This is a genomic window from Halomonas sp. KX33721, assembly GCF_001596805.1.
Taxonomy (GTDB): Bacteria; Pseudomonadota; Gammaproteobacteria; order Pseudomonadales; family Halomonadaceae; genus Vreelandella; species Vreelandella aquamarina.
Map to the genome: position 1 here is coordinate 82,113 of NZ_LVIA01000020.1, position 23,465 is coordinate 105,577.

At 54.4% G+C, this 23,465-nt stretch carries 21 protein-coding genes, 1 tRNA gene and 3 pseudogenes; 10 read left to right on the forward strand and 15 right to left on the reverse strand.

All coding sequences use genetic code 11. The features are described from left to right. Positions 1-22: 22 nt before the first annotated feature. Positions 23-2,107, forward strand: coding sequence for a protease Lon-related BREX system protein BrxL (gene brxL / locus A3220_RS08405; RefSeq protein WP_062374382.1), 2,085 nt, complete (start codon positions 23-25; stop codon positions 2,105-2,107). 213 nt (positions 2,108-2,320) lie between these two features. Here brxL and mntR read toward each other — a convergent pair. Further along, a pseudogene (gene mntR / locus A3220_RS08410) lies at positions 2,321-2,732 on the reverse strand (manganese-binding transcriptional regulator MntR). Between the two features lie 253 nt (positions 2,733-2,985). On the opposite strand from mntR, the pseudogene A3220_RS08415 reads away from it, so the two are divergent. The 3 genes and pseudogenes from A3220_RS08415 (at position 2,986) to A3220_RS08425 (ending at position 5,651) form a co-directional block, all read left to right on the forward strand. After that, positions 2,986-3,874 (forward strand): annotated as a pseudogene (locus A3220_RS08415) (metal ABC transporter substrate-binding protein). 6 nt (positions 3,875-3,880) lie between these two features. Then, a pseudogene (locus A3220_RS08420) lies at positions 3,881-4,706 on the forward strand (metal ABC transporter ATP-binding protein). Between the two features lie 9 nt (positions 4,707-4,715). Then, positions 4,716-5,651, forward strand: coding sequence for a metal ABC transporter permease (locus tag A3220_RS08425; protein WP_044628017.1), 936 nt, complete (start codon positions 4,716-4,718; stop codon positions 5,649-5,651). On the opposite strand, the gene A3220_RS17890 is transcribed toward A3220_RS08425, so the two are convergent. From A3220_RS17890 to A3220_RS08455, 7 genes are all read right to left on the reverse strand, one after another. Next, the gene (locus tag A3220_RS17890) at positions 5,644-5,808 is read right to left on the reverse strand and encodes a CBS domain-containing protein (protein WP_252860438.1); all 165 of its coding nucleotides are present in this window, start codon (positions 5,806-5,808) and stop codon (positions 5,644-5,646) included. The two genes, A3220_RS08425 and A3220_RS17890, sit on opposite strands and share 8 nt — an antisense overlap. A 259-nt stretch (positions 5,809-6,067) precedes the next feature. Next, positions 6,068-6,421 (reverse strand): P-II family nitrogen regulator, encoded by a 354-nt coding sequence (locus A3220_RS08435; protein WP_044628015.1) that lies wholly within the window; start codon positions 6,419-6,421, stop codon positions 6,068-6,070. Beyond that, positions 6,411-7,226 (reverse strand): Na,Li,K/H(+) antiporter subunit UmpB, encoded by an 816-nt coding sequence (gene umpB / locus A3220_RS08440; RefSeq protein WP_054641502.1) that lies wholly within the window; start codon positions 7,224-7,226, stop codon positions 6,411-6,413. Before umpB ends, A3220_RS08435 begins: the two co-directional genes overlap by 11 nt. Next, positions 7,223-7,990 carry a DUF1538 domain-containing protein gene (locus A3220_RS08445; RefSeq protein WP_128082409.1) on the reverse strand — a complete coding sequence of 256 codons (768 nt, stop codon included), beginning with the start codon at positions 7,988-7,990 and terminating at the stop codon, positions 7,223-7,225. Before A3220_RS08445 ends, umpB begins: the two co-directional genes overlap by 4 nt. A gap of 99 nt (positions 7,991-8,089) precedes the next feature. Next, complete coding sequence (locus A3220_RS18155) at positions 8,090-8,218, reverse strand: hypothetical protein (protein WP_289109334.1); 129 nt, start codon at positions 8,216-8,218, stop codon at positions 8,090-8,092. Further along, entirely contained in the window at positions 8,215-9,423 is a 1,209-nt protein-coding gene (locus tag A3220_RS08450) for an MFS transporter (RefSeq protein ID WP_044628013.1), read from the reverse strand. Before A3220_RS08450 ends, A3220_RS18155 begins: the two co-directional genes overlap by 4 nt. Positions 9,424-9,485: 62 nt before the next feature. Next, the gene (locus A3220_RS08455) at positions 9,486-10,880 is read right to left on the reverse strand and encodes a GntP family permease (RefSeq protein WP_062374384.1); all 1,395 of its coding nucleotides are present in this window, start codon (positions 10,878-10,880) and stop codon (positions 9,486-9,488) included. 207 nt (positions 10,881-11,087) lie between these two features. On the opposite strand from A3220_RS08455, the gene A3220_RS08460 reads away from it, so the two are divergent. Further along, on the forward strand, positions 11,088-12,431 hold the full coding sequence (locus A3220_RS08460; RefSeq protein WP_062374386.1) for a Na+/H+ antiporter NhaC family protein: 1,344 nt from the start codon (positions 11,088-11,090) through the stop codon (positions 12,429-12,431). Positions 12,432-12,520: 89 nt separating this feature from the next. On the opposite strand, the gene A3220_RS08465 is transcribed toward A3220_RS08460, so the two are convergent. From A3220_RS08465 to A3220_RS08480, 4 genes are all read right to left on the reverse strand, one after another. Continuing rightward, the gene (locus A3220_RS08465) at positions 12,521-13,255 is read right to left on the reverse strand and encodes an RNA methyltransferase (protein ID WP_044628011.1); all 735 of its coding nucleotides are present in this window, start codon (positions 13,253-13,255) and stop codon (positions 12,521-12,523) included. A gap of 146 nt (positions 13,256-13,401) precedes the next feature. Beyond that, a complete protein-coding gene (groL, locus tag A3220_RS08470) occupies positions 13,402-15,045 on the reverse strand; it encodes a chaperonin GroEL (RefSeq protein WP_062374388.1) in 1,644 nt (547 codons plus the stop codon). Positions 15,046-15,101: 56 nt separating this feature from the next. After that, positions 15,102-15,395: a co-chaperone GroES gene (locus tag A3220_RS08475; RefSeq protein ID WP_044628009.1), complete on the reverse strand. Its 294-nt coding sequence runs from the start codon at positions 15,393-15,395 to the stop codon at positions 15,102-15,104. A 230-nt stretch (positions 15,396-15,625) separates the two neighbouring features. Continuing rightward, entirely contained in the window at positions 15,626-16,114 is a 489-nt protein-coding gene (locus A3220_RS08480; RefSeq protein WP_044628008.1) for an FxsA family protein, read from the reverse strand. Positions 16,115-16,312: 198 nt separating this feature from the next. Here A3220_RS08480 and A3220_RS08485 point away from each other — a divergent pair, with 198 nt between their 5' ends. After that, entirely contained in the window at positions 16,313-17,074 is a 762-nt protein-coding gene (locus A3220_RS08485) for an SDR family oxidoreductase (RefSeq protein WP_062374390.1), read from the forward strand. Positions 17,075-17,144: 70 nt separating this feature from the next. On the opposite strand, the gene A3220_RS08490 is transcribed toward A3220_RS08485, so the two are convergent. Then, positions 17,145-18,137, reverse strand: coding sequence for a hypothetical protein (locus A3220_RS08490; protein ID WP_062374391.1), 993 nt, complete (start codon positions 18,135-18,137; stop codon positions 17,145-17,147). Between the two features lie 269 nt (positions 18,138-18,406). Next, positions 18,407-18,491: transfer RNA gene (locus A3220_RS08495), tRNA-Leu, on the reverse strand. Between the two features lie 91 nt (positions 18,492-18,582). Between A3220_RS08495 and A3220_RS08500 the strand changes: the two genes are divergently transcribed. Next, the gene (locus A3220_RS08500) at positions 18,583-19,284 is read left to right on the forward strand and encodes a ComF family protein (protein WP_044628005.1); all 702 of its coding nucleotides are present in this window, start codon (positions 18,583-18,585) and stop codon (positions 19,282-19,284) included. A 31-nt stretch (positions 19,285-19,315) separates the two neighbouring features. Beyond that, positions 19,316-20,290: a serine/threonine protein kinase gene (locus A3220_RS08505; protein WP_044628004.1), complete on the forward strand. Its 975-nt coding sequence runs from the start codon at positions 19,316-19,318 to the stop codon at positions 20,288-20,290. Between the two features lie 89 nt (positions 20,291-20,379). Here A3220_RS08505 and A3220_RS08510 read toward each other — a convergent pair whose 3' ends face one another. Beyond that, positions 20,380-20,973: a hypothetical protein gene (locus tag A3220_RS08510; protein WP_062374393.1), complete on the reverse strand. Its 594-nt coding sequence runs from the start codon at positions 20,971-20,973 to the stop codon at positions 20,380-20,382. 343 nt (positions 20,974-21,316) lie between these two features. On the opposite strand from A3220_RS08510, the gene folE reads away from it, so the two are divergent. Both folE and A3220_RS08520 read left to right on the forward strand, forming a co-directional pair. After that, positions 21,317-21,868: a GTP cyclohydrolase I FolE gene (gene folE / locus A3220_RS08515; protein ID WP_044628002.1), complete on the forward strand. Its 552-nt coding sequence runs from the start codon at positions 21,317-21,319 to the stop codon at positions 21,866-21,868. A 113-nt stretch (positions 21,869-21,981) separates the two neighbouring features. Then, a complete protein-coding gene (locus A3220_RS08520; RefSeq protein ID WP_062374395.1) occupies positions 21,982-23,442 on the forward strand; it encodes an NAD-dependent succinate-semialdehyde dehydrogenase in 1,461 nt (486 codons plus the stop codon). Positions 23,443-23,465: the final 23 nt, after the last annotated feature.

The following is a 23,465-nucleotide window of genomic DNA, read 5'->3' on the forward strand; positions in this document are numbered from 1 at the left end:
TCGTTCAGGAGTGACCGCCCACATGGATTTTGACTCATCTTCCGCCACGCACATTACCGACGCTCTTCAGGACGCCGATCTGGATACGCTACTTAACACGCACTTTGCGGGCCGCGTGGTGCGTAAGGACCTCACCCAGCGCGTGAAAGAGGGCGCTAATGTGCCCGTGTATGTGCTGGAGTACCTGTTGGGCATGTACTGCGCCTCTGATGATGCCGAGGTGATCGCTAAGGGGTTGGAAAACGTCAAAGCGATTCTGACGGATAACTACGTGCGGCCCGATGAAGCGGAGAAAGTGAAATCCATCGTGCGTGAGCGCGGCAGTTTCAAGGTAATTGATCGTGTCACGGTGCGTCTGAATGAGAAGAAAGATCGCTATGAAGCGGCGTTCAGTAACCTGGGCATCAAAGATGCCGAAATCTCTGCAGGCATTGTTAAAGAGCACGAGAAGCTGCTGGTAGGCGGTATTTGGGTGATTGCCACGCTCAGCTACTTTCATGAAGAGGGACAAACAAGCTCGCCGTTTGGTGTCAGCCTGCTCAAGCCGATTCAGATGCCTCACATGAACATGGACGAGCTGTTTGAAGGGCGGCGTGGGTTTACCAATGCTCAATGGCGTGAAGTGCTGGTTCGCTCGATTGGTATGGAACCTGCCGAGTTGGATGAGAGCGTGCAATGGCACCTGCTGGCCAGGATGATTCCATTTGTCGAGAACAACTACAACGTCTGCGAGCTAGGGCCACGGGGCACTGGCAAAAGCCATATCTACAAAGAGTGCTCGCCCAACAGCATTTTGGTCTCCGGCGGGCAAACCACGGTGGCTAACCTGTTCTACAACATGAGCTCACGGCGCATTGGCCTGGTGGGTATGTGGGATTTGGTGGCGTTCGATGAAGTGGCCGGTATCTCGTTCAAGGATAAGGACGGGGTGCAGATCATGAAGGATTACATGGCCTCTGGCTCTTTTGCCCGTGGGCGCGAACAGATGGAAGCCTCAGCCTCGATGGTGTTCGTCGGCAACATCAACCAAAGCGTGGAGTCGCTGGTAAAAACCAGCCACCTGCTGACGCCATTCCCCGATGCCATGATTGATGCTGCCTTCTTTGACCGCTTCCATGCCTATATTCCCGGCTGGGAAATCCCCAAGATGCGGCCCTCATTCTTCACTCAGCGCTATGGGTTTATCGTCGATTACCTAGCGGAATTCTTCCGTGAAATGCGCAAGCGCAGCTTCGCTGATGCCATTGATCGCTACTTCTCGTTGGGTGATAACCTCAACCAGCGTGACGTGATCGCGGTACGTAAAACGGTGTCGGGCCTGCTGAAGCTGATGTTTCCCCATGGCGGCGGTTCACAAGGGCTGATGAAAGACGATGTACGCGATTGCCTGGAATACGCCATGCAGGTACGCCGCCGCGTCAAGGAGCAGCTGAAAAAGATTGGTGGCATGGAGTTCTACGATGTCCATTTCAGCTACATCGACAAAGAGACCCTGGAAGAGCACTTTGTGTCGGTGAAAGAGCAGGGCGGTGGCGGCCTAATTCCAGAAGGCCAGGGCAAGCCAGGGGTGGTGCATACCATTGGCCTGAGTGATAAGGGCATGCCGGGGGTTTATCGCATCGAAATGCAGGTAACCGCAGGCAGTGGCAAGCTGGCCATGTCAGGGCTCTGGAACTCCACCGCCGCCAAAGAGCAGGTCAAAATGGCGTTTGATTACTTCAAGGCCAACGCCAGCCGCATCAGCGGAGCCCGCAAGGTGTTGGAGCATGATTTCCACCTGCATGTGGTCGATCTACAAAATAGCGGCGTTTTGCGCGATCTCTCGCTCGCCAGCTTGGTCGCGTTCTCTTCAGGCTTGGTAGGTAAACCTACCCAAAGCCAAATGGTCGTGCTGGGCGATATGAGCCTGGGAGGAAGCCTAAAACCCGTCGAAAGCTTAGCGGAATGCCTGCAGGTTGCCTTTGATGCCGGTGGCAAGCGCGTCACCCTGCCCATGAGCAGCGCCATGGATATTCCTACCATCCCCGGTGAGCTGTTCACCAAGTTCCAAACCAGCTTCTATGCCGAACCGATTGACGCAGTGGTCAAAGCGCTTGGGGTAGATTAAGGTTAATGAGTCTACCGTGATACTGCATTCATAGTTTCGCACGCACTGCAGAAGGCACTAAGGAATTCACCTGGTGTCTGGAAGGTGGCGGATAATATCAAGATCTGAATACGCTCTATGCTAGAGGCCGATAACATTCGGTTTAGTCATCGAATCACTTAACGTGGTTCGATGACTTTACACTTCGGGTGCCCCGCTAGGGAGAGAGGGCGACTACTTAATCTGCTGTTCGGTGAAGCGCTGCATGATGGCGAGCGTCTTATCGCTGACGTGATGCTCCATCCCTTCGGCATCAATTCTTGCCGTGCTGTCATCTACGCCGAGCGCCCGCAAAAAGTGCAATACAATGTCGTGGCGGGCGCGGGACGTTTCCGCCATTTTCTGACCCTCTTCGGTCAAAAAAAAGCGAGCGATAGGGCTTGCTGGTCACTAATCCTAGTTCATTCAAGCGACGAATCATTTTCGATACGGTTGCTTGGCTTACTGCCATACGATTGGCGATATCGGCGGCGCGTGCCTCGCCGCGATGCCGAATTAAATCGCCAATTAGCTCGACATAATCTTCGATCAACTCGGTTTCGTGTGCATTGCGCACCGTTTCATACTGCTGTGCGTGCTGTTCCACAGGCGGTAGTGCATCACCACTGTGTCCAGAGGGGGGGGGAGGTGCGCCGCTGTTGGTGATCACTCATTGGCAAAGGTTATCAAAGTTAGTGGAAGCGTTAATTGGCGATGGTAGCGCATTTTTGAAGATAATTGTTAGCCAAGGCTAAACTGTTTGCACATTGCTTTTTTGTTGAGCTAAAGTTATCTGTAACACGAGCCTAGCACAGAAGAGAGATCCAGTGGCTAAACCATACTTGCTAGCAGCTTTGAGCGTGCCGTTCGCCTGGTGTGGCGTTGTGACCAGTGCTCAGGCCGATGAGTTGCAAAATCCGCCCATCGAGATTGCCGTGACGTTTTCAGTTCTTGGCGACTTGGTGAAGAAAGTGGCCGGCGATGATGCGAACGTCACGGTGCTGACACCGATCAACGCCGAAGTGCACGAGTGGGAGCTAACCCCAGATAATTTTGCTGCGCTCGAGGACGCCGACATCGTTTTTTTATAACGGCTATCAGCTCGAGCAGTGGATGCGCCAAGTATCGGCGACAGTTAACGATGACATACCTATGATCGCCGTGGCAGAGGCGTCGGGTTACCCGACGCAAACGATCGTCACCGGTGAGATGGAAGGCGACGTGGACCCACACCTGTGGATGGACCCGCGGGCTGCCAGTGCCTATGTACAAGCCATTGCCAACACGTTGGAGGATAGCCTGCCCCATCAAGCCGATGCGATTCAGCAGCGTGCAGCGGCACTGGAAGCGCAACTGCACGACCTACATGTCGAGCTCCAAGAAACGCTCGAAGCCATTCCCGAAGAGCGCCGCGTGCTGCTCTCCAGTGAAGCAGCCTTTCTCTACTTTGCCGACGCGTATCGGTTCGAGCACGACGGCATTTGGGGGACCAATGCCGAAACAGAGGGCTCTCCGCGCCAGTTGATGCGGGTCATCGATCGAATCAACGAGCGTCAACCGGCGGCACTGTTTTGGGAAAGCACGATTTCTGACCGCCATGTGACCAGTATCGCACGTGATACGGGGCTGCCCGTTGCCGGGCCGCTGTATGTCGACTCGTTGAGTGAGCCTGACGGGGAGGCTGCCGATTACTTTGCCATGCAGCGTCATAACGTTGCCTTGCTGCGTCGCTACTTGGCTAGCGAGTAAATCACGATGTCCTCACTACCGTCTCAACCAGCCAGCGCCATCGATGTGAGCGGTGTCTATGCGGCTTACCAGCGTCAGCCCGTGCTAGAGGATATCCACCTCTCGCTGCCAAGCGGGCGTTGGACGGCCATCGTCGGGCCGAACGGCGCAGGCAAGTCGACGCTGTTTCACGTGCTGACCGGTAGTATGAAACCCTTACGCGGCCGCGTGACGGCATTTGGTCAAGCCATCGAGCATCATCGAAAAGCCGGGCGCATTGCCTACATGGCCCAGCGAGAGGCCATCGAGTGGGACTTCCCTATTTCGGTGTGGGAAACCGTGATGAGCGCCCGCTATGGCCACATGCGTCAAGATGCGTGGTGGCGGAGGCTGCTTCCTGCGCGTTGGCATTCGTCACGGCATCGTGATGCGGTGGAAAAGGCGTTAAACGACGTTGATATGCTGGCATATGCCGAGCGGCCGATCGGGGCCTTATCGGGCGGACAAAAAAAAACGCGTGCTGCTAGCGCGTGCGTTAGCGCAAGAGGCGAGTATCCTGCTGCTCGATGAGCCGCTCGCGGGGGTCGACCCACCTAGCGAGCGACTCATTCTCGACGTGCTCAAACGCGAACGCGAAGCCGGGCGAACCATCGTGATGGTGACGCACGATATGCCGGGCGCGCGTCGCTACGTGGACCATGTGGTACTGATCAATCGATTCATTCGCGGCGAGGGCGCGCCCGACGAAATGCTGAGCGATAGCAAGTTGGCCGAACTTGCGGTGAGTTCTATTGCAAATTCTCCAGCGGATGTCGGGCGTGTCCGCCTTCCTGCATTTGCCAGCAAAGAATAGGCGACTTGAATGTTAGAAACGTTGGATGTTTGGAGTAGTGCGCTGGTGGCGGGGCTCATTGCGGCGCTGATGGTGCCCGTGAACCTAATGCCCGACAGCGTATCAGAGGCGTTTCAGTACGCCTTCATGCAGCGTGCGCTGCTCACGTCGATGATGGTGGGAGCCATCTGCGGCATGCTTTCGTGTTACGTCGTGCTCAAGCGTTGGTCGTTGCTGGGGGATGCGATCTCTCATGCGGTGCTGCCTGGGGTGGCGGTTGCCTACCTGCTGGGCCTGCCTTTTTTTATCGGTGCCTTCGTCACTGGAGCGCTGACGTCGCTCGGTATTGGGGCAATCGAGCGGCACACGCGCATCAAATCCGATGCCGCCATGGGGATCATGTTTACCGGGGCATTTGCGCTGGGCGTGGTCTTGATCAGTAAGATCGCCTCTAGCACTCACTTGATGCATATCCTGTTTGGCAACGTGCTCGGAGTGCAGCAGTCGGCACTATTGCTCACGTTGGCGGCCAGCCTTGTTGCGCTGTTGGTGGTATGGCTGGCTTATCGTCCGCTCATGCTTTACGCCTTCGATCCCACGCAGGCCCAAGCGCTTGGCTTCAATACGGGAGTGATACATTACGGTTTGATTCTACTGCTCACGCTCACCATCGTGGCCAGTTTGGAAACCGTCGGTATCATCCTCGTGGTGGCCATGCTGATTACGCCGGGCGCCACGGCCCACTTGCTGACCGACCGCTTCAAAACGATGCTGTTTATCTCCGTGGGGATTGGGGTGGGGTCTGCCGTGTTGGGGCTATGGCTCTCGTTTGCGTTTGACGTAGCGTCCGGTGGCACCATCGTCTTGGTAGCAACGGGGTGCTTCTTCACGGCGCTGCTGTTTTCGCCAAAGCACGGTGTGCTGATGCGGCTTTGGCGGCATCGAAGCTTGGGAGGCGCTAATTAGTTTCCCACCCGATGACGAGCCGTGGGTAGTCGATGATCCCAATGACGCTGTGTTTTGCATCGACGACCGGTGCTTGGGATAAACCAAACTGAGCAAACAGGCGAGCGCAATAGCGAATATTCATTTCCGGACGGACGCTAATGATCGGTTTGCTCATGATTTCGTAAAGGCTTACACGGTCTGCAGAGCGATTGACTGCGAGCACTTTTTTTAGCAATATCAGAGGCTAACACAAGCCCCAGTTCATCTTTCTCATCGCGCCTATCAACGATGATAGCGGTGGCATCGTATTGCCTCATTAGTTCAATGCCGTCAGTAACGGTCATAAAACCATCGGTCGTCACATAGCGGGAGTGCATGACGTCCTGGGCAGTGCGCTCCGTCAGTGATGAGCTTGCCATTGTTAAAGCCTCTCTCTAGCCTAGCGGTTGATCGAATGCATCTTCGAGGGATTTCACTTGGTGTGCGACGCCTACCGCATCCTCGACGTCTAGCTGAAAGGCGATGCCTGTTCCCGACGTGTCGTCAAATGCACCCACTTCCGCGATCGCTTCGAGAATTGAACGGCTAATATGCTCCTCCACTAAAAAGAGCAGCACGTCACGTTGCGACGTAATGTCCATGCCAAAAATGCCTTTTGCTTTTTTTAAGCCTTCGCCACGCGCGTTATTGATGACAGTGGCGCCGGTGGCTCCAGCATCTCTAGCTGCCTGAAGTATCTGGTCGCTTAGCTCATCTTCTACAAGCGCGACAATGAGTTTAAAGCGCATGGGTATCTCCTTGATGAGACTTTGTCACTGACGTGCCTGAGAGCGGCTGTATTTTCGATGGCCTATTGCTTCGCCATCGAGCAATTTGGGCGTATCCCATTACCGTGATAATAGGGAATAGGCAGGCAAGCGCGATCATTCCAAAGCCATCCATTAACGCGCTACGACCGGGTATCGAGGAGGCTAATCCAAGACCTAGCGCGGCGATGATCGGCACGGTAATGGTCGATGTCGTGACGCCCCCGGAATCGAATGCAAGGGGAATAATCGACTTTGGGGATCGTAGGGTTTGGACAATCACTAGGCAGTACGCTCCTAGCACGAACCACTGCAAAGGTAGGCCCATGACGATGCGCCATGCGCCCAGGGTGATTCCAACGGCCATGCCGAGGGCAACGGCGAGCCGCAGGGTAAAAGGGTTGATCGTACCGCCGGATATTTCGCCAGCTTTGATCGACACCGCGATCAGCGATGGCTCGGCAATCGTAGTGCTTGCGCCAATCGTAAACGCGAAAATATAGACCCAGTAGTAGTCGCTCCAATGCCGCTGAGCTCCCTCTGTCATGGCAGGTAGAAAATCGGGGTGTGTCAATTGGCTGGCCATCAACTCACCCATGGGAAACAGGGCTTGCTCTAGCCCTATCAAAAAGACAGAGAGTCCTACCCATACCATGAAAAAACCAATAGCGACCTTAAGAAACCGTTTGACCGGCTTGCGGATCACCAAATATTGGAAGCCAAAAATAATCGCCACGATGGGAAGAATATCGCGTAGCGTCCCCCAAAAAACAGCCAGCATATTCATGATCTTCCCTCTGCAACGAGATCAAGGCCAACAATACCGAAAAGCAGTACGAAAATGATGGGCATAACGGAAGCAAATGCAATCAAACCAAAGCCGTCCAGCATAGGGTTGCGGCCTTTGATGGCCGTGGCCAAGCCAACGCCGAGTGCCGTAACAAGAGGGACAGTAATGGTCGATGTCGTGACACCTCCCGAATCATAAGCAATGCCAACGAGCTCAGCAGGCGCTAACAGCGTCAAGAGCAGTACAAGAATATAACCACCAATGATCATCAAATGCAGCGGCCAGCCTTTAAAGATACGCAGTACGCCAACGACCACGGCGGTGCCTACGGAAAGCGCTACGATCATGCGGAGCGTGAACGCAAAGGACGTTTGGGCGAGACTGCTATTCTCGATCAGACCGCTTTCGGAGACGACAATCGCTGCACGAGCCGCCACGGCAATCAGTGCTGGCTCTGCGACGGTGGATCCAAACCCCAGTGCAAAAGCAAATAGAAGGAGCCAAACGACAGAACCTTTATGAACGAAAGCACGTGCGAGGTTCTCTCCTAAAGGAAACAGTCCCAGCTCTAGCCCCTTGATGAAGAGCGTTAGCCCGATCACTACAAACAGTAGCCCTAGTGCTAAATCGAAAAGCGCCAATGTATCGGGAAGAGGTTGTTGGATGACGAGCGTTTGAAAGAAGCTCATAACCAGCACAACGGGTAGCAAATCCCGAAGACTGTTTTTGAGCTGCAGGGCGAGAGAGTGAATAAAGTTCATTAGTGCCCTTTTTCAATGGCTGATACGTCTATACTCATCAGTGTAATGGTTACGCATGTCGTCTCTTTTGATCTAGGACACGTTGCGAGTGTTCTCTAGTCAACAAAGTTGGCTGCCTAACAGCAGCATCGAAGGGTCTAGTGCGTGCCAGCCCCACCATGCCAGCAATATCAAGCCACTCACTATCGGTAGGGCAATCAAACTCCACCATAGACTTGAACGCATCATGTCGTCACCTGTCCCGCAGAGGGGCGTGCCAGCGGCTTCTCACTGATGAACCAGTGGAGCGCGGCGGCGACCACGGACAGCACGATGGCAATCTGCCACACCGTATCGTAGTGGCCGGTGAGGTCGTACAAAAATCCACCCAGCCACACGCCCATAAACGAGCCCAGCTGATGAAAGAGAAACACGATGCCGCCCAACATCGAGAGATGGCGAACGCCAAACACCGATGCGACGATACCGTTGGTGAGCGGAACGGTGGAGAGCCATAACAGCCCCATGGCGATCCCGAAGAGATAAGCGCTGGTCGTCGTCAGGGGTAGGGCGATAAAGGCCGTGATGATCACGCCCCGGATGAGGTAAAGCCAGCTCAATAGGCGCGGTTTCGACCAGATACCCCCCATCCAGCCAGCGGTGTAGGTGCCCACGATATTGAACAGACCCACCAGCGCGAGCACCGTGGTGCCGACTTGGACGGCCAAGCCGTTATCGAACAGGTAGCCTGGCAAGTGGACCGCAATGAACACCACTTGGAAGCCGCAGACGAAAAAGCCCAGGCAAAGTAGCCAAAATCCTTTTTGCCCCGCCGCTTCGTTAAGCGCATCGCGCAGGCTCAAGTCGCCCAGTGCCTTCGGGCTGGGCCGGTCTTTGAGCATGGCGCCCAGCGGTATCATGAGTGCGGCAATCGCCCCCATGGCCAGGAGCGCAGAGGACCAGCCTAGCCACTCGATCAATCCCAGCGTGCCGGGCAGCATGGCAAATTGACCAAACGAGCCCGCCGCACTGACGATCCCCATGGCCATGCTGCGCTTCTCAGCGGGAACGGCCCGGCCGACGGCGCCCAGAATCACCGAAAACGTCGTTCCCGATAGGCCGAAGCCAATCAGCAGACCCGCGCTGACGGTCATGCCGAGCGCGCTGGTCGAAAGGCTCATGAAGCAGAGCCCCAGTACGTAGAGGATGCCGCCCGCCACGATGATTTTGGCCGCGCCAAAACGGTCGGCCAGCGCCCCGGTAAATGGCTGGGACAGCCCCCAAATGAGGTTTTGGACGGCCAGTGCGAACGCAAAAACGCCGCGCCCCCAGCCGAAATCGCTGCTCATGGGCTCGAGAAACAGCCCGAACCCATGACGTAGCCCCATGGCCGTGGAAATAACCAAGCTGGCGAGCACGATCAACAGCAGCGTATGGTGTTTCTGAAGGGCCATGGCACGTCTCTTATGGTGGATTGGTTAACGCGTTAATCAACTATCGCATGGCATTGGCGATTTTAGAAGCTTCCAAATAGGGTGCCGAGCGTAATCACACTCATCAGCGCGGCGATGGGGAGCACGATGGTGACCATGGCGACATTGCCATACGACTGGCGGTGGGTCAGCCCGCAAATGGCCAGAAGTGTGATGACGGCGCCGGAATGGGGGAGCGTATCCATGCCGCCCGCGGCCAGCGTCGCCACGCGGTGCATGAGCTCTGGGTCGATGCCAGCCTGTTGCGCCATGGCCAGATACTCGCTACCCAAGGTTTGGAGTGCAATGGAGAGCCCGCCGGAGGAGGAGCCGGTGATGCCTGCCAGCACGCTCATCGCCATGGCTTCGGAGATGAGGGGGTTACCGGGGGAGACATTGAGCACCGCATCGCGAAGGATGGCAAAGCCTGCCAAGCTGGCGATGACCGCGCCGTAACCCACTTCAGAGGCCGTGTTGAAAATAGGTAGCAGCGAACCAAAGCAGCCTTGATTGATGGTGGCTTTCAAGTCTTGCCAGTGGCGCCAGCGGGTGATGATCAGCCAAGCCGAGGCGCTCAGCAGGGCAATCAGAATGGCCCAAAGCCCGGTCTGTCGGCTGGGTGTGACGTTATCGAACGCGTCGCTGATGAAGCTCAGGTCCATCGCCGGGAATACCCAGTAAGTAAAGAGGGCATTGAGACCAATCACCATAACCAGTGGGATCAACGCGATGGCCAGCGGCATGCCGGGTGCTGTGTCGACGTCGCTGTGGGTATCGGTTTCACGTTCCGTGTGGGTACCGTAACCCTCCCTTTGGGCAGCGGCTTTCTTGACTCGCGACTGAAGGTAGAACGTTCCTAGACCTAGCATGATCGACCCAGCAATGATGCCAAGCCCCGGTGCCGCGAAGCTGTTGGTGCCAAAGTAAGGGATGGGAATCGCGTTTTGGATGGCTGGCGTGCCGGGCAGCGCCGTCATGGTAAAGGTGAAGGAGCCTAGAGCGATGGAGGCGGGGATGAGGCGCTTGGGTACATTGGCCTGGCGGAACAGCTCACGGCTGATCGGGTAAATGGCAAAGGCCACGACGAACAGCGAGACGCCGCCATAGGTCAGAACGGCGCAGGCCATGACGACCGTCAGCACCACGTGATGCGTGCCCAGCCGCTTGACGATACCGTTGGAAATGGACTGCGCGGCGCCTGAATCTGCCATCAACTGACCGAAGAGCGCACCAAGCAAGAAGAGCGGGAAGAACTGCATAACATAGTTACCCAGGGCGCCCATGAAGGTGTCGGTGTAAATCGGCAGTAAAAAAGCGCCGTCGCCTGATAGTAAAACCGCTAACGCGGCCATTAACGGCGCAAGCAGGAGGACCGAGATACCTCGGTAGGCCAGCAGCATCAACAGCAACAATGAGACGATAATAGCGAGCATGCCCATACAGGCTCCAAAGTATTTGTTAATTTAGTCATCGGTGCGTGTAAACAAAGGCCGGAATACTAGGTATTATATTGCATCGCAGCAATAGTGTTGTGACTAAAGTCGTAACCAAAAGAGAGCGTCACTTTCGCCTGCTTAAGCGCGCCCCATCTGTTAAAATCCGCCACCTTTGGCGTTGATGACCTTCCAATAACCCTGGGTATTTCCATGAATGCAGTAATTCTCGCAGTGCTCGTCATGGTGGCACTGTCGCTTCTTCGTGTGTCCGTTGTATTTGCGCTGGTGGTCGGTGCGTTAGTAGGGGGGCTGGTCGGAGGCCTTTCCCTGGACGATACGCTCAGCGCGTTCAACGAGGGCGTCGGCGGAGGCGCGCAGGTGGCGCTGGCGTACGCAACCTTAGGCGCTTTTGCCGTGGCCATCTCTCGTTCTGGGTTGCCGGACATGCTGGCAAATCGATTGATCACCTTGCTAGGTAAAGAGGCGACCGCCGCCCACCAAGCGCGGGTGAAGATGTTGCTGTTGGTGGCCGTGTTACTGGTCGCCATCTCCTCACAAAATGCCATTCCGGTCCATATCGCGTTCATTCCCGTGCTGATTCCACCGCTGCTGGCGGTGATGAATCGCCTGCAACTCGACCGCCGTGCCGTGGCCTGCGCGCTGACCTTTGGTCTTACGGCACCCTATATGCTGCTGCCGGTAGGATTCGGGGCGATCTTCTTGAACGATATTTTGTTGGCAAACCTGAACAGTGCCGGAGAGCCACTAGGGCTGGAGATCTCGCGTGGCATGGTGCCCATGGCCATGGCGCTTCCGGTGGGCGGCATGGCCATGGGCCTGTTGGTCGCCCTACTGTTTAGCTACCGCGGCCAGCGTAGCTACGCGAGTAAGGACGTGGCCGCGCCCAATGGCCAGACGCACACGCCTGTCGAACCGCACCTCTTAGGGTTAGTCATGTCAGGCGTGGCGATCGTGGCAGCGTTAGGCCTTCAGCTCTACACCGGCTCGATGATCGTTGGAGGCTTGGTGGGTATCGGCTTGCTGTCATTGGGTGGTATTTTCAAATGGCGCGAGGCTGATGATCTGTTCACCAGCGGTATGCGGATGATGGCTTTGATTGGCTTTATCATGATTTCGGCGGCAGGCTTTGCGGAAGTCATGAAAGCCACCGGCGATATCGACTCGCTGGTTGCGGGTGCCTTCGATCTGTTTGGCGATAATCGTGGCTTGGCCGCTTTGGTCATGCTGCTGGTCGGCCTGTTCATTACCCTGGGCATCGGCTCTTCGTTCTCAACCATTCCCATCATTGCGGCGATCTTCGTACCGCTGGCCGTGCAGTTTGGTTTCTCACCCATGGCGACTGTAGTGCTGGTGGGCACCGCTGCCGCTTTGGGCGATGCGGGTTCGCCAGCCTCGGATTCCACTTTGGGGCCCACCTCAGGATTGAACGTGGACGGCCAGCATGACCATATGTGGGATAGCGTCGTGCCGACCTTCCTTCACTATAACCTTCCGCTGATTGCGTTTGGTTGGCTGGCGGCCATGACGCTTTAAGCACACTCAATACTTACCAAAAGGGCAGCGCTGAGGCTGCCCTTTTTTGATGGAAGTGCTTGATGAAAGCGCGTTGAGTGGATAAGACGTTACTGTTTAGGCAAGTGTGCTTCAAAGGCACTTAGCAGACCACGGAGTAGGGACAGCTCTTTGCGGCTAGGCTGTGCACGGGCAAACAGCGCTTGAAGCTGCTCTTCGGTACGGGCGTGGGGCTGGGTTAAAAAACCGCTTTGCTGCATCAAGCGGCCAAGATGTTCTTGGAAATAGCCAAACTGTTGGCGACTAGGCGGCGTCGCTTCCAGCGGGCGCTGATACTCATAGCCGCTGGCGTTGCGCTTGCGCCAGGCGCGGTGCACTTCGTAGGCTAGAATCTGAACCGCTTGCGATAGATTGAGAATGCCATACTCGGGATTGGCGGGAATGCTGACTTGGTGGCTGCAGCAGCGAATCTCATCGTTGGTCAACCCGGAGCGTTCGCGGCCAAACACCAGGGCCACTGGGGCTTGGTGGGCGTTGTCGATGACTTGCTGGGCCATCTCGTCAGGCTCGTCGAAATGGGGCAGCGGCATGCTGCGCAGCCGAGCGCTGGCACCGACCACTTGCACGCAGTCGTTCACGGCCTCTTCGAGTGTCTTTACGCAGCGAGCGTTTTCTAATACGTCCGTTGCACCGGCGGCTAGGCGAGTGGCTTCTTCATCGGGGAAGGTACGAGGATTGACCAGCACGAGCTCCGTCAGCCCCATGGTTTTCATGGCGCGGGCTGTTGCGCCTATGTTGCCCGGGTGGAACGTTTGCACCAGCACGATACGAATATTGGAAAGCACGAGAAGTCGAACCTAAAAGCTGCCAAATAAAGTCGGTGATGGTAGCACGCTTTATGACGCCATGACGTCGGTACTAATGAAAGAACCCCGCCGAAGCGGGGTTCTTGATGACGTTCAACGTCAGAGCGTTAGGCTCATGGGGTGCATCACATCATGCCGCCCATGCCACCCATTCCACCCATGCCGCCCATGTCCGGGGCAGCTTCTTTCTCTTCCGGATCGTCGGCGATCATGCACTCGGTGGTGATCATCAGGCCAGCAACGGAACCAGCAGACTGCAACGCAGTGCGGGTTACTTTTGCCGGGTCGAGAACACCCATTTCGAACAGGTCGCCGTACTCGCTGGTTTGCGCGTTGTAACCGAAGTTGCCTTCACCATCTTTGACGCGATTGATGACCACAGCGGCTTCTTCGCCCGCGTTGGTGACGATCTGACGCAGCGGTGCCTGCATGGCACGCAGCGCCATGTTGATACCGTGGTTCTGATCTTCGTTGTCACCGGTCAGGCCCTGTACTTTGGCCATCACGCGAACCAGGGCAGTACCGCCGCCAGGTACGACGCCTTCTTCTACGGCAGCGCGAGTCGAGTGCAGCGCATCTTCGACGCGTGCTTTCTTCTCTTTCATTTCGACTTCGGTCGCCGCACCGACGCGGATAACGGCAACGCCGCCTGCCAGTTTGGCAACGCGCTCTTGCAGCTTCTCTTTGTCGTAGTCAGAGGACGTTTCTTCGATTTGCGCGCGGATTTGGTTAACGCGCGCTTCGATGTCGTCCTCGGCACCTGCGCCATCGATGATGGTGGTGTTCTCTTTGGACATGGTCATGCGCTTGGCAGTACCCAGGTGATCCAGGTTTGCCTGCTCAAGGGTCAGACCTACTTCTTCGGAGATCACGGTGCCGTTCGTCAGGATAGCGATATCCTGCAGCATGGCTTTGCGACGGTCGCCGAAGCCAGGTGCTTTGGCAGCCGCGACTTTCACGATGCCACGCATGTTGTTCACGACCAGCGTTGCCAGCGCTTCGCCTTCGATATCTTCGGCGATGATGGCCAGCGGCTTGCCTTGCTTGGCAACACCTTCCAGCACCGGCAGCAGCTCGCGGATGTTGGAGATTTTCTTGTCGACCAGCAGGATGTAGGGGTCTTCCAGCTCGACCGCCATGGTGTCTTGATTGGTGACGAAGTAGGGAGAGAGGTAGCCACGGTCGAACTGCATGCCTTCGACGACTTCCAGCTCGTCTTCGAAGCCGCGACCTTCGTCAACGGTGATGACGCCTTCTTTACCTACTTTCTCCATCGCTTCGGCAATGATCTCGCCAATGCGCTTGTCGCCGTTGGCAGAGATGGTGCCTACCTGGGCAATGGATTTGGTGTCGGTGCAGGGTACAGACATTGCCTGGATCTCTTTCACCGCCGCCGCGACCGCTTGGTCGATGCCGCGCTTAAGATCCATCGGGTTCATACCGGCAGTAACGCCTTTCAGGCCTTCCGCGACAATCGCTTGAGCCAGAACGGTGGCGGTGGTGGTGCCGTCACCCGCAGCGTCAGAAGTTTTTGAAGCAACTTCTTTTACCATCTGGGCGCCCATGTTTTCGAACTTGTCTTTCAGTTCGATCTCTTTGGCAACCGATACACCATCTTTGGTCACAGTCGGTGCGCCAAACGACTTGTCCAGCACTACGTTGCGGCCTTTCGGGCCCAGCGTAACTTTTACGGCGTTTGCCAGAATGTCGACGCCGCGCGCCATGCGTTTACGAGCATCATCAGAAAACTTAACTTGCTTAGCTGCCATGTTCGTTACTTCCTAAATATTGAAATAGAAAAGTGAAAGTAAGTAGCCGATGCGGATTAGCCTTCAACGACGGCCAGGATATCGGCTTCGCTCATGATCAGAACTTCTTCGCCGTTGATTTTTTGCTTTTCAACGCCGTAGCCGTCTTTGAAAATCACCGTATCGCCAACTTTTACATCCAGCGGGCGCACGTCGCCGTTGTCGAGAATGCGGCCATTGCCAACAGCCAGGATTTCGCCACGCGTGGGTTTTTCCTGTGCATTACCCGGTAGCACGATGCCGCCAGCGGTTTTCTGCTCTTCTTCCACGCGACGGATCACAACGCGATCGTGCAAAGGACGGATATTCATGCTCACGTTCTCCTGAGGTTCGTCAAAGCCCAAAAAGGGCAGTTAGCTTAAAGTGATTTCCGTGGGCTAAGCCCTCGGAAAGTGAAGGCACGTTGCCTTCATGTTTATGGCGAAAGCGTAGCTTTCACCGAACCTGTGTGCTGACTCAAAAATGGGGGCTAGCCAACACCTTTCAAGGGGTGGATAAGAAAAAAAATTACACAATAGCGGTTTGCAAAGGCGATAAGCACTTAGCGCCGACGAGGCGTATCGTCGCCGCTAATAAACTCTCCCTCAATTGGGCCGTTTTGCGTGTTGGAATAGTCGCGCTGAGTGTTCTGCTCCCAGCCTGAAGAGCCGCTCTGGTAAGTGTGTTGCTTGGCCGTTGCAGTTTTGAGCCCCGCCCAGGTCAGCGCTTTCATCAGCAACTGGCGCGCATTGGGTATGAGGCAGGCAATGCCCAGTGCATCCGATAGAAACCCCGGGGCGAGCAAAAGCGCCCCACCAAAGATTAGCGCAGCTCCAGTAAGCAGCTCTTGGGAAGGTATTTCACCCATCTGCATGCGCTGGCGTGCGCGGGCAAAAGTAGAAACGCCTTCCTTGCGAATGAGGTAAAGCCCGATAAAGCCTGTGCCTAGCACTAATAAAAGCGTGGTTAGCAGGCCTATTTGGCCGCCGATGGTAAAAAGCAGCACAAAGTCCAGTAGAGTGAACAGCGAAATAAAGAGAAGAATAGGCATGGACGACTCCAAAACAGGCGTAATCGTTGAATATGGTGACAGAAATATAAAAAACAAGCAGCAAGTGTGGTTTGGCAAGCCAAAGGCTGCTCGATATTTTAAACTGGCTCTTATATGCTGCGGTGCACAAATGTGGGTGAGAGAGTGCGTGTTGTTGGTACTAGCTAGCTGCCAGCACGCTTGCTTAAGGAGAAAGAGATGCAATTAGATAAAAAAGTGGTGGCGATTACCGGTGGTGCCCGTGGATTAGGGTTTGCCATTGCCAAGCGGTTAGGCAAGCAGGGTGCTCAGATTGCTCTCATTGATATGAGTGCAGAGGCTTTAGATAGCGCGGTCTCTGCGCTTGGTTCTGAGGGCGTATCAGCCCATGCATTTGTTGCTAATGTGGCAGACGAGCAATCGGTTCAGCATGCCTTCGCTGATATCGCCCAGCGCTTGGGGCCTGTCAGTGGCTGTGTGAATAATGCAGGTATTACTGACGATGGGATGTTGATTAAAGCGAAAGGTGGCGTTGTAGAAAAGCGCATGTCGCTCGCTTCATGGCAGCGTGTGCTGGACGTTAACCTAACGGGTGTATTCCTATGTGGGCGTGAAGCGGCGACGCACATGGTTGAGGCTGGGCACGAAGGCGTTATCGTCAATATTTCTAGTATTTCCCGTGCGGGTAATATGGGGCAAAGTAACTACGCAGCGGCAAAGGCGGGGGTACATGCGCTAACGGTGACATGGGGGAAAGAGCTGGCGCGCTATGGAATTCGCACCGGTACAGTGGCGCCAGGGTTTATCGAGACTGAGATGACTGCCTCAATGCGCCCAGACATGCTGGAAAGAATTGCCGCCAGCGTTCCATTAAAGCATTTAGGTGAGCCTGACCATATTGCTCAAAGCGTGGCGTTTGTGTTTGATAACGACTACTTCACTGCACGTATTATTGAATGCGACGGTGGTTTGCGGCTTTAACCAAAAAGCGATGAGCATTGGCCATATAGTGCGCTGATGCTCATCGGCTAGGGGGTTGTGTTAAGTAGCGCTAAAACTCAAAGTAGTCCCGCTGAATTGCCCGCTGAAAGTACATTTCTAGGCGTACGGTCATTGCCCAGCGCGGGTCGTAGCTATCTTCACGCTGGAAATGCAGTTCAGGAATCACATCGCCAAACAGAATCCCTTTATGAAGATCGCGACGGTAGCGCGTCTGTAGGTAGTAATTGGTCATGCGCGGGTTAGAAGCGCTTTCACCAATCGCAATGGCAGAGTAGCGCATGGCGCTGCGGTCATTTAGTCGCTGATTCAGCTCAGCCACTTCGCTATATTCTAAGGTGTCTTCTTCTTCGCGCCATTGAACCGTGGTAATGAAGCGTAGATGGCGATTTTCCGATAGCGGTCGGCCCATGTCCCAAGTAGTACGCGCTGAGTAACCATCATTATTAAACCAGGATACTCGGTTGAAAGACTCTAACTGCCAGGGGCCGTCGCCAATATCCCAAAGCCGCTCACTGGTAAAGCGTACGTAAGGGTCCAGAGGCATGCGAAGGCGAATACCCGCGCCAATTCGGTTGCTCCAGTTTTCGCGCTTATCACGACTCTCTAGCCAATCCAGGCCAAAGGTGGAGGTGCTGCGGTCACGCTGGTCGTTATAGAGGCGGCCGGAGCCTTGATCTGTCAACGTGCCTTGTGATTCTTCGGGGTCGCTTTCAATGACTAGGCGTAGACGCTCTTCTGTCGTAGGCAAGTCGATCCGGTAGCGGACACTAATATCGCCGCTAGTGCCATCACCTTCCATCCAATCAATTTCCTGGCCAAGGCGCAGATAGGATTCATTATTGACGGTTGCGGACTCGCCGCCCCCAAAAAATGCATCAATGTTGCGAGAGGTATTGTCGACCCAGTTGCCAACGTTGGCTCGAAATGGCTCAACGCGCTCCTCTGCCCAGTCAGGTAAATCGCTATCTTCCTCAGCAGCATGACTTTGAAACGAGAGGACGGTAAGTGTGCCAAGGCAAATAAACGCAATGACGGGTTTCATAGGTCTGTCCCAAAAATTTTAATTATGCGCACTGCATTATTGTGCTTTATGCATTTCGATATCTTTGGTCCATTTCAAAACGCGTTTGCGATCTCTTCGGCTATTCATGCGCTCTGTATCGACTTTTAATGGCAGCACAGCGCGTCGTCGCTAACGTAGCGTAAAAATAGGCGCTCGTCAGCTAGTTAGAGCAGTTTGAGGGAGTTTGGAAACAAAAAAATTCGGTTAGCATGAAGCTACCGAATTATTTGAAATGATACGCTTTAAATTGGTGCGGATGGGGAGACTCGAACTCCCACACCTTGCGGCACTAGAACCTAAATCTAGCGTGTCTACCAATTCCACCACATCCGCAGAAGACGAGGCGCATATTATCAACATTTGCGCTAATGTCAAATCTTGCAGCGCTATTTTTTAACATGAGGGTAAAGGGGGACGTGAAGCGGTGAAGAAATGGATCGCGACCATTAACCAGTGGCTCAAGCAGGGGCTGCCCGGCTACTGTGCATTTTGCCTTGCTGGGCGCTCATCAAGTGCAGGGTGGTGCGATGAATGCTTTGCATTGCTCCCCTGGAATCTTCATAGCTGCGAGCAGTGTGCCGAGCCGCTGGCAGGGGTGGCTGGTAAACGGTGTAGTCACTGTCTGACGGAGCCGCCTAGCTTTACCACCACGACAGTGCCGCTTTGCTACCAAGATACGATAACTTCCTTGGTGCACGACTTTAAGTTTCATGGCTCCCCGCGTGCGGGAATGCTGCTAGTTGAGTTGATGTTATCCCGGTGCCCCAGCCAGATGGCCAGCGCATTGCTCCCTGTACCTATGTATCCTGGGCGTGCCAAAGAGCGCGGATTCAATCAGGCACAGTGGCTGGCTGAACGGCTAGGCGACCGGTTGGATCTACCGGTGATGCAGGCGCATTGTATTAAGCGTTTGCCTTCTCAGCGCTTTTTAAACCGCCGGGAGCGACAGCAAAACTTAGCAGGTGCATTTATGGTGGACACTGAGATGCCCGCGCATGTGACTATTATCGATGATGTAGTAACAACCGGTGCCACTGGCCATGCGTTAGCGACCGTACTGCTGGAACAGGGTGCCAAGCGCGTTGATATTTGGGCCGCTGCCCGTACACCGCTGCAGAAGAGTTGATAAACTAGGCAGCCCATCCAAGGAGTCATCTATGTCGCATCCGTTTAGCGCGCTTTCGCCTGATCTGGTTATGTCAGCCGTTGAGTCGATAGGTATTTGGCCTGCTGGCGAACCGTTTGCTCTCAATAGCTATGAGAATCGTGTGCTGATGTTTCGTGATGACGACGGTGGCCGCTGGATCGTGAAATTCTATCGGCCAAACCGCTGGTCAAATGAGGCTATTCAGGAAGAGCATGATTTTTTAACCGAGTTAACGCAGGCGGGCGTTTCGGTGGTGGCGCCGTGGCGCAATGGCCAAGATGTATCGTTGCATGAGTATCAGCAGTTTCGCTTTGCCTTATTCCCACAGTGCATAGGCCAAGCGCCCGAGTTAGATAACCCTGCCCATCTATTTGCCTTAGGTGAGGTGCTGGGTCAACTTCATGAAGTGGCTGCTAAAAAGCCGTTTCAGCATCGCGGAACGCTATTGCTCAGTGAAGGGGTGACCGAGGCCGAGCAGCGCGTAGTGACAAGCCCTTGGCTTAATAATCATCAAACCCGCGCCTATCAAAACGCAGTCGATAAGATTCGCCGCCAACTTGAGACAGTACATATCCCTTCTGCAAGCATGATACGTACCCATGGAGACTGCCATTTAGGCAATATACTTGGTCGCGATGAGACATTTACGCTTGTCGATTTTGATGATTGCCTGATGGCGCCCGCCATCCAAGATATATGGATGCTGCTGCCCATGGAAAATCCGCAGCTATGGCGGGCGCAACTCAGTGAGATGATAGAAGGCTATGAAGAGACAAGTCCGTTTCCCCATCAGCAAATGTCGCTTATTGAGCCATTGCGTGCTTACCGCTTAATACGTCACGCGGCGTGGCTGGTAACTCGGTGGGATGATCCTGCCTTTCCTCGGGCATTTCCCTGGCTGGCAGAAAGTGGCTATTGGGATCAGCATATTCGCCAGCTTGAGCAGCAACTACTGCACCTGGATAAGCCATTATGGTTGGCCTAATGCATCGGCTGGATTAGTTTTATCTTGTACCTTTAAAGGCGACCCTTAGTGAGATGCTCGCGAAGGGCCGCCTGGGTCTTGCAGGTTGACTACTCAGGCTGCTCTGTCGGGGCTGGGTTTTCTACGCTTTGGTCAGGGTCTGGACGCTCACCAGGAATAGGGTTGCCGACACCTTCCCCATTAGCTTGGCGACGGATGGCATTAATGTCAGCCGAGGGATTGTCTTGAGCATCAATACGGACGCTTTGATCTAATGCCAAGACGAAGGGTTGTCCAGGAGTTAATGAACAGGAGCCGTCGTCGCAGGCAAGACCATACTGGCCATCTTCTGCATAGGCGCTGGCTGAAAAAGTGCCTGAGTAGATGGCGCTTTCTGAATCGTGGGTTTCAATGCAGGTTGCATCTTGGGTAGTAATACGGACGCGATCACCGTTTAATTGCGCATTGGCTACTAACAAGCAGTATTCAGGCAGTGAATGGGTGGTGCCGCTTGCTTGTTTTGGATGCAGCAGAATATCGCTGTAACGTTTTTCGCTGCTATCAAACTTCAAAGCTTCAACGACTTCAACGCCTACTTTCGCGCCGCTGGGAAGTTCCAGCGCCGACTCTTCTGCGTGCAAAGGTGATACAAAGAAAGTACCCAGCAGGGCAGTTAGCCAAAAGGGCGATGATTTAAATGACATAGCATACTCTCAACAGTGGCCCCTGCACTATTAGCAGGAAAATTGTGCTTTTATCATAGCACAGCTCAATTAGTGCCGAAGGGGGGTGCGTGTCACTCTGCCACAGCCTGCATAGGTGCGTTAAAATAGATTAATCTACTGTTAGTATTGTACATAAATTGATTGATATATATTTTTTGTACAGAATAAAGGGTTCAGCTAGCACTCGCAGGGTAAGGCAGCTAAACGGAAGAAACCGTAAGCTACTCAGTAGCTTGCCGATAATGGAAGCTCGCTGGCGCGATAACATTGCTGCAAGGCGATTAAGTGATAGCGAATAAGCACAGTTTTGATGAGGCCTACAATGACCGACGATCTCGCCCAACACTACCGTCAAATTATTTCCGCGCTCGGTGAAAACCCTGACCGTGAAGGGCTGCGAGATACACCAAAGCGCGCAGCTAAAGCCATGCAGTTTTTAAATGCTGGTTATCATCAATCATTAGAAGAAATAGTGAATGGGGCCGTTTTTGAGTCACAGACCGATGAGATGGTGCTGGTCAAAGATATCGAGCTCTACTCCATGTGTGAGCACCATTTACTGCCTTTTATCGGCAAATGCCATATCGCCTATCTGCCGAGTGGCAGGGTGCTGGGCCTTTCCAAATTTGCTCGTATCGTCGATATGTATGCACGTCGAATGCAAATCCAAGAGAATTTAACGCGTGAAATCGCCGAGGCGGTTCAGCAGGTTACTCAGGCAAGAGGGGTGGCTGTTGTGATTGAGGCCCGCCACCTCTGCATGATGATGCGCGGTGTGGAAAAGCAAAATTCCAGTATGACCTCATCGGTTATGTTGGGAGGTTTTCGCAGTAGCCAGGCAACGCGCCAAGAATTTTTAACGCTGATCAACTGACCTGAGTGAAACTCAGCAGGTTTCATGTCAAAGGCTTGGTTAAATGCCTCGTTTCGTCTTAGCATGAACAAGTAAATGAGCCTGCAAGGCCGTCATTTGGTCAGGAGTCTGTCATGGAAGCGCTGAAAGAAACACAGCTGTATTGCCCGTTTGCCTATATTGACGGCAGTTGGGTAGCCGCCGACAGCGGTGAGCAAATCAACGTTTTGAACCCAGCCACTGGTGAGTCGGTTGGTGAGATGCCACGCCTAGGTAAGGCGGAAACCGAACGTGCCATTGATGCTGCCGATGCGGCGCTGCCGTCATGGCGGGCGTTAACCGCTCAGGAACGGGCAGACTTATTGCTCAAGTGGCATGACCTAATGCTTGAACACAAGCATGACCTTGCTCTGCTGATGACCTATGAGCAGGGCAAGCCAGTAAGAGAAGCAGAAGGTGAAATTGCCTACGCCGCGAGCTTCTTACGCTGGTTTGCTGAAGAAGCTCGCCGTGTTTATGGTGAAACCATTCCTGCCGCCAATGCTAATCAGCGTATTGTGGTGACGAAACAGCCGGTAGGCGTTGTTGGCGCGATTACGCCGTGGAACTTTCCCGCTGCGATGATTACTCGTAAAGCAGGGGCGGCACTGGCTGCTGGCTGTACCATTGTGGTGAAACCTGCCAGTCAAACGCCTTTTTCCGCCACTGCACTGGCATTACTCGCCGAACGTGCTGGCATTCCCCGTGGGGTTTTCAATGTGGTGCCAGGCAGTGCGTCTGACATCGCGAAAGCGCTTACAGAATCTCCCAAAGTCCGTAAGATCACCTTCACGGGCTCGACTGAGGTGGGGCGCACTCTGATGGCTCAGGCCGCTGAGCATATCCAGAAAATTTCTTTGGAACTGGGGGGCAATGCGCCGTTTATCGTTTTTGAAGATGCGGATTTAGACGCGGCTGTTGAAGGTGCCATGGCGGCTAAATTCCGTAACGCCGGGCAAACCTGTGTATGTACTAACCGCTTTCTGGTGCAGTCCAGCGTCATTAACGCGTTTTGTGAAAAGCTTGCCGTTGCAATGAACAGCGAGCTAAAGGTGGGGAATGGAACAGAGCCAAATATTAATATTGGCCCGCTTATTGACGAGAATGCTGTTAAGAAAGTCAGTGAGCACGTTCAAGATGCCATTGATAACGGTGCGGAGCTGCTTCTGGGTGGACACCCGCACCCCTTGGGTGGCAACTATTTCACACCAACGCTGATCAGCTTTGCTACCGATGCAATGAAAGTGGCCCACGAAGAGACGTTTGGCCCGCTGGCAGCCGTTTTCCCCTTTGATGACGAAGAGACCGCCATTGAGATGGCCAATGACACCCAGTACGGCTTGGCTTCTTACTTCTACTCTCGCGATTTGGCTCGCGTGTGGCGCGTAGCGGAGGCGTTGGAGTATGGCATGGTGGGCATTAACACCGGGCTTATTTCCAATGCGGCGGCACCCTTTGGCGGGGTGAAAGCGTCGGGTCTTGGCCGTGAAGGTGGCCATCAAGGCTTGGAAGAGTATCTGGAAACGAAATACCTGTGCATTGATCTTGGCAAGTAATACGTCCTAGACCGAAAAAGCCC